The sequence below is a fragment of the Synechococcus sp. H55.9 genome, assembly GCF_047462355.1.
In the GTDB taxonomy this organism is placed as follows: Bacteria; Cyanobacteriota; Cyanobacteriia; order Thermostichales; family Thermostichaceae; genus Thermostichus.
On the sequence record NZ_JANSJB010000007.1, the window covers coordinates 17945 to 25419 of the forward strand.

At 62.8% G+C, this 7475-nt stretch carries 5 protein-coding genes; 4 read left to right on the forward strand and 1 reads right to left on the reverse strand.

Annotated elements, in window-relative coordinates; all coding sequences use genetic code 11:
- Positions 1-210: 210 nt before the first annotated feature.
- Positions 211-1209, reverse strand: a complete 999-nt coding sequence (locus NW857_RS01900) for a ribose-phosphate pyrophosphokinase (protein WP_414333885.1) — start codon at positions 1207-1209, stop codon at positions 211-213.
- A gap of 132 nt (positions 1210-1341) precedes the next feature.
- Here NW857_RS01900 and NW857_RS01905 point away from each other — a divergent pair, with 132 nt between their 5' ends.
- The 4 genes from NW857_RS01905 to rodA all read left to right on the forward strand — a co-directional run.
- Complete coding sequence (locus tag NW857_RS01905) at positions 1342-1524, forward strand: ATP-binding cassette domain-containing protein (RefSeq protein ID WP_414333887.1); 183 nt, start codon at positions 1342-1344, stop codon at positions 1522-1524.
- The gene (locus NW857_RS01910; RefSeq protein ID WP_414333889.1) at positions 1514-1759 is read left to right on the forward strand and encodes a hypothetical protein; all 246 of its coding nucleotides are present in this window, start codon (positions 1514-1516) and stop codon (positions 1757-1759) included. The genes NW857_RS01905 and NW857_RS01910 overlap by 11 nt, the downstream gene beginning before the upstream one ends.
- Before the next feature lie 74 nt (positions 1760-1833).
- Positions 1834-6162 (forward strand): NINE protein, encoded by a 4329-nt coding sequence (locus NW857_RS01915; RefSeq protein WP_414367810.1) that lies wholly within the window; start codon positions 1834-1836, stop codon positions 6160-6162.
- Positions 6163-6195: 33 nt separating this feature from the next.
- Positions 6196-7475, forward strand: a 1280-nt coding sequence (gene rodA, locus NW857_RS01920; RefSeq protein WP_414347625.1) for a rod shape-determining protein RodA, incomplete at its 3' end; no start/stop codon positions are given.

Below are 7475 nucleotides of genomic sequence, written 5' to 3' on the forward strand. Positions count from 1 at the left end.
AACAAAACCGTTCACAACGGATCTCGGTGACCTAGAAATGGGAGGCGACATGGGAAAAACTCGGCTGGGAAGCTAGCTCTACCCAGTCCATCGCGATAGATGGGGGGCACCTGCTGAGTTGGTCTTCACAGGGCAAAAAGCAAAGGATCCCCGGCAGGTACGCCCGTTCTGCACCCACTATCTATACTTTAGCGATGCTCTGGAGAAACTTTAGTGAAACATGCTGCTGACGGAGCTGTCTTCGTGGATGCGCCAGATCGCCTCTCCCAGCACGTTCGCCACCGAGAGGACGGTCAAGCCTGGAAAATGCCGCTCTGGAGGAATGGGGATGGTGTTGGTGACGATCACCTCTTCAAACAGTCCGCCCTGCAGGCGTTCGATGGCCGGATCGGAAAAGACAGGGTGGATGGCGCAGGCATAGACCGCCTTGGCCCCCGACTTGCGCAGCAGCTTCGCCCCTTCCGAGATGGTGCCTGCCGTGTCGATCATGTCGTCTACGAGGATGGCGATTTTACCGCGCACATCGCCAATGAGGTTCATGACTTCCACGTCGTTGTGGGCCTGGCGGCGCTTGTCGATGATTGCCAGCGGAGCTTCCTTGAGTTTTTTGGCAAAGGCACGCGCCCGCGCTACCCCGCCCACATCGGGAGAGACGACCACAATATCTTCGTCGAGCAGGCCTTTTTCTTTGAGGTAAGCCTGCAGTACCGGCTGGGCGTAGACGTGGTCGAGGGGAATGTCGAAGTAGCCCTGGATCTGGGCCGAGTGCAGATCCATGGCCAGCACCCGGTGTGCCCCCGCCTGGGTGATCATGTTGGCCACCAGCTTGGCGGTGATGGCTTCCCGTCCGGCGGTTTTGCGGTCGGCGCGGGCGTAGCCGTAGTAGGGCAAGACGGCAGTGATCTGGCGGGCCGAGGCGCGGCGGCAGGCGTCGATGATCACCAGCAGCTCCATCAGGTGATCGTTGACCGGGCGGCAGGTGGGCTGCACCAAGTAGACATCGGCACCCCGGATCGACTCCTGGATTTGGATGTACAGCTCGCCATCGGCAAAGCGCTTGCGCAACATAGGCCCCAGATCCATGCCCAGGTAGCGCGCCACCTCCTGGGCCAAATCCGGATTGGCGCTGCCTGAGAAGATTTTGAGGCGGTTACTATCTGAGATGGGTGGCAGGGGAGAAGGGCGAAGCAGAGGGGCAGGGCGAACCACAGATCGATGCTGAACTCGTCCGTAGCCAACGCCTGACGGCGAGCTGCCGCTATCGTAGCACCGACGCTTGCAACCTCAGCAACTGTATTCTTCGGGATTTTGGGTCTGGGGGGGCAGGTTAGCATAGACGGGATGAAGGTGGAGCTGCTGCACATCCACAAGCGCTTTGGGGCGGTACAGGCGAACCGCGATGTGTCCTTGCGGGTGGAGGCGGGCACGATCCACGGTCTGCTGGGGGAAAATGGGGCCGGCAAAAGCACCTTGGTCAAGATCCTGAGCGGCTTTCTGCGCTGCGATCTGCGGGTTGGACATTGAGTCGGCGCTGTGGGTCTGGAGTCAACTGCTGGAACGCGCCCAAGCAGGGACGGCTATTGTTTTTGCCTCGGCGGATTTGGACGAGATCTTGCCGTACAGCAACCAAGTCCTGGTGTTCAGCAGCGGACAGGTCTCGGAACCCATGCCGGCGGCGGAGCTCACCGTTTCGCGGCTGGGGCAGTTGATGACTCTCCCCGTCCTGCCCAGCACCCACGCTTTGCTGGAGCATTTGTGAAGAGCATAGCAATCCAACAGAGCAAGGCTTAGAGTAGCAGTGGCCCCAAGCCTTTTTGCTCAACGAATCCGGCCATGGGATCCCAGGATAACATTCCACCTGAGGGAGCCGAGCAGTCCCGCTCTTACTCGTTCAACTTCACCGTTTCGGGATCCCGGCAGCAGGTTTTGCGGGGGTTGCAAGCCTTGCTGGAGCTGGGTTTGCTGACGCCGGAGCACTTTCGCCATCTGGTGGAGCAGTATCGGCTGGAGGCGGAATCGGCGCCAGGAGCCACTTCTGTCGGCGGGGGGATCCCAGCCAGTCTGGGCTCGGCCTACGTGCTCTGGATTTTAGGTTTGTTCGGCCTTTGCGGTCTGCACCGCTTCTATCTGGGTCGCTGGCGCACAGGGCTGCTCTGGCTGCTGACTTTTGGGCTGCTGGGGATCGGCCAGCTCCTCGATTTGATCTGGATCCCGCAGATGGTGCGGGAAAGAAATGCTGGCTTGGCCGGCTCTGGGGTTGTCGTGGCGGGGGAAGAGCCGCCAACCGAAACCAGGGAGCTCTCCTCTCCCCCGGGGATAGCTGTGTTGTTGCACAACTTGCTGTCTGAGCTGAGCGTAGCTTGGCTGCTGCTCCTGGGCCTGTTTTTGGTGGTGGTCTCTTCGGGGGTGCTGGCGGCCAGCCGCTGGCAAGAGTTTTCCCCGGCAGCTCAGTACGGGGTGCTCTTGGCTTATACGGCGGCGTTTGGGGTGGGAGCGAGGTGGGCGCAGCGGCAGGACGGGCTGCGTCTGACAAGCCAAACTTTAGAGGCTGTTGCTTTGCTGCTGCTGCCGATCAACATGTGGGCGCTGGACGGGCTGGGGATCCCGTGGGGGATCCGAGCTGTTGCTTTGGGGTTACTCATAGGGATCCCGTGGGGAGCCTGGCGACGGGCCGACTTGCTGGGGGCGGGTTCTGCTTTCTACGGAACGTTGGTGAACTTCTTATCTCTTTCTGGTTTACACCTCTTCTGGAGCCTAGGGCCGCCGGAGTCTCGTCCCACCCTTGTCCTTGGGATCCTCTACTTGGGGATCCTCAGCACCGTGATTTACACCTGGAGCCGCCGCTCGCTGGCCCGGCTGTGGCTCATCGGGGCGGCTGGCTCCTTGTTGATCTTGCGGGGGCTGCTCTCAGGGCAGGTGCAGGTGTCGCAGTTGGGGTTGGCGGTGGCCCTCTTGGGTTGGCTGCCCCAAAGCCCGGCTGAGGACTACGAGCCGGCTCAGGTGGGGCGGCCCTGGTGGAGCGGGGTGCTGTTGATTTTGGGCTGGCTGCTGGCGGCCAGCGACTGGGGGGAGAACGCCTGGCAGGTGTTGGCCATCAGCCTGCTGGGAATCCGCTTCTTAGCGAGGCGACTGAGCCAACGTCAGCAGAGGGTGGAGTTGGCGCTGCTGTTTTTGCTGGGTCTGGAAACTGCCTGGGCCTTTTGGCAGGTGTGGCCGGCAAGCTGGCGGGAGAGCGTGCTGGCGCTGTTAACGGGTGGGTTGCAGCCCCTCGACTCTGTTTGGGGGCTGCTGGGGCTGGTGCTGTTGCCCTATGAGGTGCTGTGGCTGGGGCTGGCGGCCCGCTGGCAGCAGAGACCTCGGGAAGGCGAGGAGGCGGGTTTTGCGGCGCTGGCAGAACCGACGGAGCGCTTGGTGTTGGGGCTGGGCGGATCCCTCTTGCTTTTGAGCTTTCCCCAGCCGGCGATTTGCTTTTGGCATTTGCTGTTGAGTACTGGCATCCTGGCCTGGTGGCTGCGGCAGAAGTCCAGGGTTGGCGCTGGGTGGGTATTTCTGACCCATGCCTATGGGCTGGGGGCGCTTCTGGCCGGGATCCGCTGGCTTTGGCCTGATTGGAGCCTGTCCAGTTGGGGGGCCATCTTGCTGCTGCTGGGCTTGCTGGAATGGACGGGGCGGGTGGCGCTGGGCGGGCGGTTGTTGGCAGCCTCAGGACATTTTGGGGGACTGCCGGTGCGGCTGTGGCAGCAGAGCGCCGAAGGGATGGGGCTGGTGCTGCTGGGATCCAGCTACTTTGTGTTTTTGGCGCAGGGCACGGAGTCCATTGGCTGGCTGTGGCTGGCGGTGCCCTCGGTTTTGACGGCGGCGCAGGTGTGGGCCTGGCCGCCCCTGGCGTTTATGCCTCGCTGGTTGCAGATCCCGGAGCAAGGGGGATCTTTTTCTTGGCGACAAGGGATTCCGGCGCGGGGATCCCTGCGCCTTCTGGCGGTGGTTTCCCTGGTGATGGCTCAGGGGCTCACCCTCGGCAGGCCGGGCCTGGATCTGCTCGGGCTAGGGCTGGGAGTGCTGCTGCTGGCAACTCAGGTGTGGCTGTGGGCTTCTCCCTCTCCCAGTTCTCCCGCTCCAGAAGCACTGCTGGCGGTGGCCTTTGGTGTAGGGATCGGCCTGGTGGGAATCAGCCGGCTATTGCCGACGCTCACGGAAGCGGAGTGGCTGCTGGCCTTGGCGGTGCTGGGGTTGCTCTTGAGCGGCTGTCGCTACGGAATTTTGCGCCTCTCTTCTCGCCTACAAGCCGCTTACCGACCGGCCCTGGATGGCTGGGGCCTGCTGTTGGGGTTGGTGCTCCTCTTTGCCCTCACAGTGGCGACAACGGCGGCCCTGGCGGATCCTTCTCGGCTCCCCATTTCCGTCGGCAAGCAGCCCATGTTCCCCGGCGCTCTGCCCTTGGCGGCTGGGGTGGCCCTGGTGGCGCTCGGCCTGCGGCTGGGGGTGGCTCTCTCAAGGGGTGGCTCGGCGGTCGTTGGCGCCGACGGGACGGACTCTGCCACCGGCTCGGTTTCCTGGGCGGTGGTGGAAGGGATCGCCTACGGGCTGATCTGGGCTTTGGAGCTGGGGGCGACCGGCATCCTGCTCTGGGTTGTGCAGGGATCCCGTCCCATCCTGCCTCTGTGGGCCGTCCTCAACCTGGGCTTGGGGATCCTCTTCTGGATAGGGCCGGAGAAACTCCTGTTCCCCGGCGGGGGAGAGCTCCTGCAGCGAGTCCAGACCCTGAGTTGCTGGAAGACAGGGCCGCTGATCTATGCCGGGCTGGGTTGGCTGGGATCCCATGCCCAGTGGAGCGAGCTGACGGGCGTGGGCAGCTTAGGCCTGGCCATCGTGTTGTTGGGCCTGGGGCAGGGGATCCCAGGGGCACAAGAGCAAGGTGGGGACTCCGTCCCACTTATGCGAACGGAAGAAGACCCTCCCGTCAACTGGAAGGGGATCCTGGGGGCCTGCGGGATGTCACTGGCTGCCTACGAGAGCTGGATTCACTTCCTGAGCCAGCAGACAGGGGGATCCTGGGGAGATGGACTGGTGCTGACCGCGTTGCTGGGATGGCTCCTGGCAGTGGTCTACCGCCTTTGCCCCCCTTGGCTGGTGGCGACCCTGCAGCTTAAAAGAGCTTGGCTGCGCTGGATGGCCTCGGCCAACTGGGCCCTGGCCAACCTCGTCCTTTGGCCTGCGCTTTTCGATCTTCGCCTCAGCCGGTGGGGGCGGCTCCTCTGGGTGCTGACGGGATCCGGCCTGGCGGCCTATGCCGCCGCCCAGGGGAGAAGATCGACGCCGGGATCCCCGACAGAGCCGGGCTGGCTGCCAACGGCCTGGTGCCACCTCAGCGCTTGGCAGGGAGTCGGCATCTGCCTGGGTAGTATGTGGCTGGGCTTCCCCAGCTTGAGGGTGGAGCAATGGGCCGGATCCCTGCTCTGTGGGCTGGGACTCCTCTATTACTTTCTGCCCTGGCAACGGTGGGGCTGGCCGGCGGATCCCTGGTCAAATACGGCCTTGGTGGCGCCGTTGCTGGCCCTGGTGGTGACGGCGGGCGGCGACAACAACAGCAATTTGTTGCTGGGGGCAGCCTACTACGCTTTCTTGGCCATCTGGCGCTCCCAGGTGCGCCTGGGCTACATCAGCTTGTTTTTGAGCAACTGGATCCTGTGGAATTACGGCTGGCAGCAGGATTGGGCTTCCCTGACCCTCTATGCCCTGCCTCTGGTGGGATCCCTGCTCTATGTGGCCCAGGTGGATCCCGGACTGCAACAGGCTGGTGCTCGAGAGAGTCGGCACCGGCTGCGGGCCTTCTCGTCGGGTCTATTGGTGTTGGTGACTTTGATCGAAACCCACGGGCAACTGGGGGCGGGGTTTTGGCCGGTGGGGCTGGGCTTGGCTTTGGGGGTACTGGGTTTGGCGCTGCGGGTGCGGGCCTACCTGTGGGCGGGCACCCTGGGCTTTGGCCTGGGCGTCTTGCGGCAGGGGTGGCTGTGGGTAACCACTGACCCAATCCTGTTGTGGGGGATGGGGATCTTGCTGGGGGTGCTCTTGATTTGGGCAGCAGCCAATTTTGAGCAGCGCCGAGAACAGGTGGGATCCCGGCTCTCTGCCTGGCTAGAGCAACTGCAGGGCTGGGAATAGAGATAAACTGGTGCCGGCGTCGCTCCATCAGATATGGCCCTCTTCCTGTCCAGCGCTGATCCGAAAGTGCCCCCCCAGTCAAGGTGGAAACAGCTCCTGCAGCAAATCCTGTTGCCTTGGCGGGAGTTCGACGGCATTTTGCTGGCCACGGTGCTGGCCTTGACGGGCATCGGCATCATCGCCATCCGCAGCGCTGTCTGGGAGCGTCCCATCAGCCACTACTGGCTGCAGCAGTTGATCATGGCCGGGATCAGCCTGGTGTTTTTGGCGATGGTGGCGCGGATCCCCTACGAGCGGCTGCTGCGCTGGCATTGGTTCACCTATGGCCTGACCTTGGCGGGCTTGATTGCAGTGCTCTTTTTCGGCACGGCGGGAGGAGGGGCAGAGCGGTGGATCTCCATTGCCGGCGTCCAGGTACAGCCTTCCGAGTTTGCCAAGTTGGGGGTCATCATCACCCTGGCGGCCATTTTGCACCACTGGCCAATCAAATACTTCAGCCAAATCTGGGTGGCCGTTGCCGTCGTCGCTCCTCCTTGGGTTTTGATCTTCCTGCAGCCCAACTTGGGCACCGCCCTGGTGTTTGTGGTGATCTTGCTGGTCATGCTCTACTGGGCCGGGGCCAAGGGCAGTTGGATCCTCCTGCTGCTGTCGCCGGGGGTGGGGGCCATTCTCTACGGCCTGCACACCCGCGCGGAGTTGAGCTGGATGCTCTGGGTCTGGCTGATCTGGTGCCTGGGCATGGCGAGCCTAGCGGCTTGGCGGCTGCCTTGGCGGTGGACAGGAGCGATGACCTTTGGAGTGATCAACCTGCTCTCCGGGCATCTGGGCCAGGTGGCCTGGCACATCCTCAAGCCCTACCAGCGGCGGCGGCTGGAGATTTTTATCGATCCCATGCAAGAGCCCTGGGGATCCGGCTACCACCTGATTCAATCCCGCATCGCCATCGGCGCCGGTGGGCTCTGGGGCCGTGGCATCCAGCAGGGCACCCAAACCCAACTGGACTTTATCCCCGAGCAGCACACCGATTTCATTTTCTCGGCCATTGGGGAAGAGATGGGCTTTGTCGGCACCCTGACGGTGCTGATCCTGTTTTGGATTCTGTGTGCGCGGCTGATCTGGATTGCCCAAGGAGCCAAGGACAATTTCGGGTCTCTCATTGCCATCGGGGTGTTGGCGATGATCCTCTTTCAGGCGGTAGTCAATATCGGCATGACGATTGGCTTGGCCCCCATCACCGGCCTGCCCTTGCCTTTTTTGAGCTATGGCCGCTCGGCTCTGTTGACCAACTTTCTGGCCATCGGCCTGGTGGAATC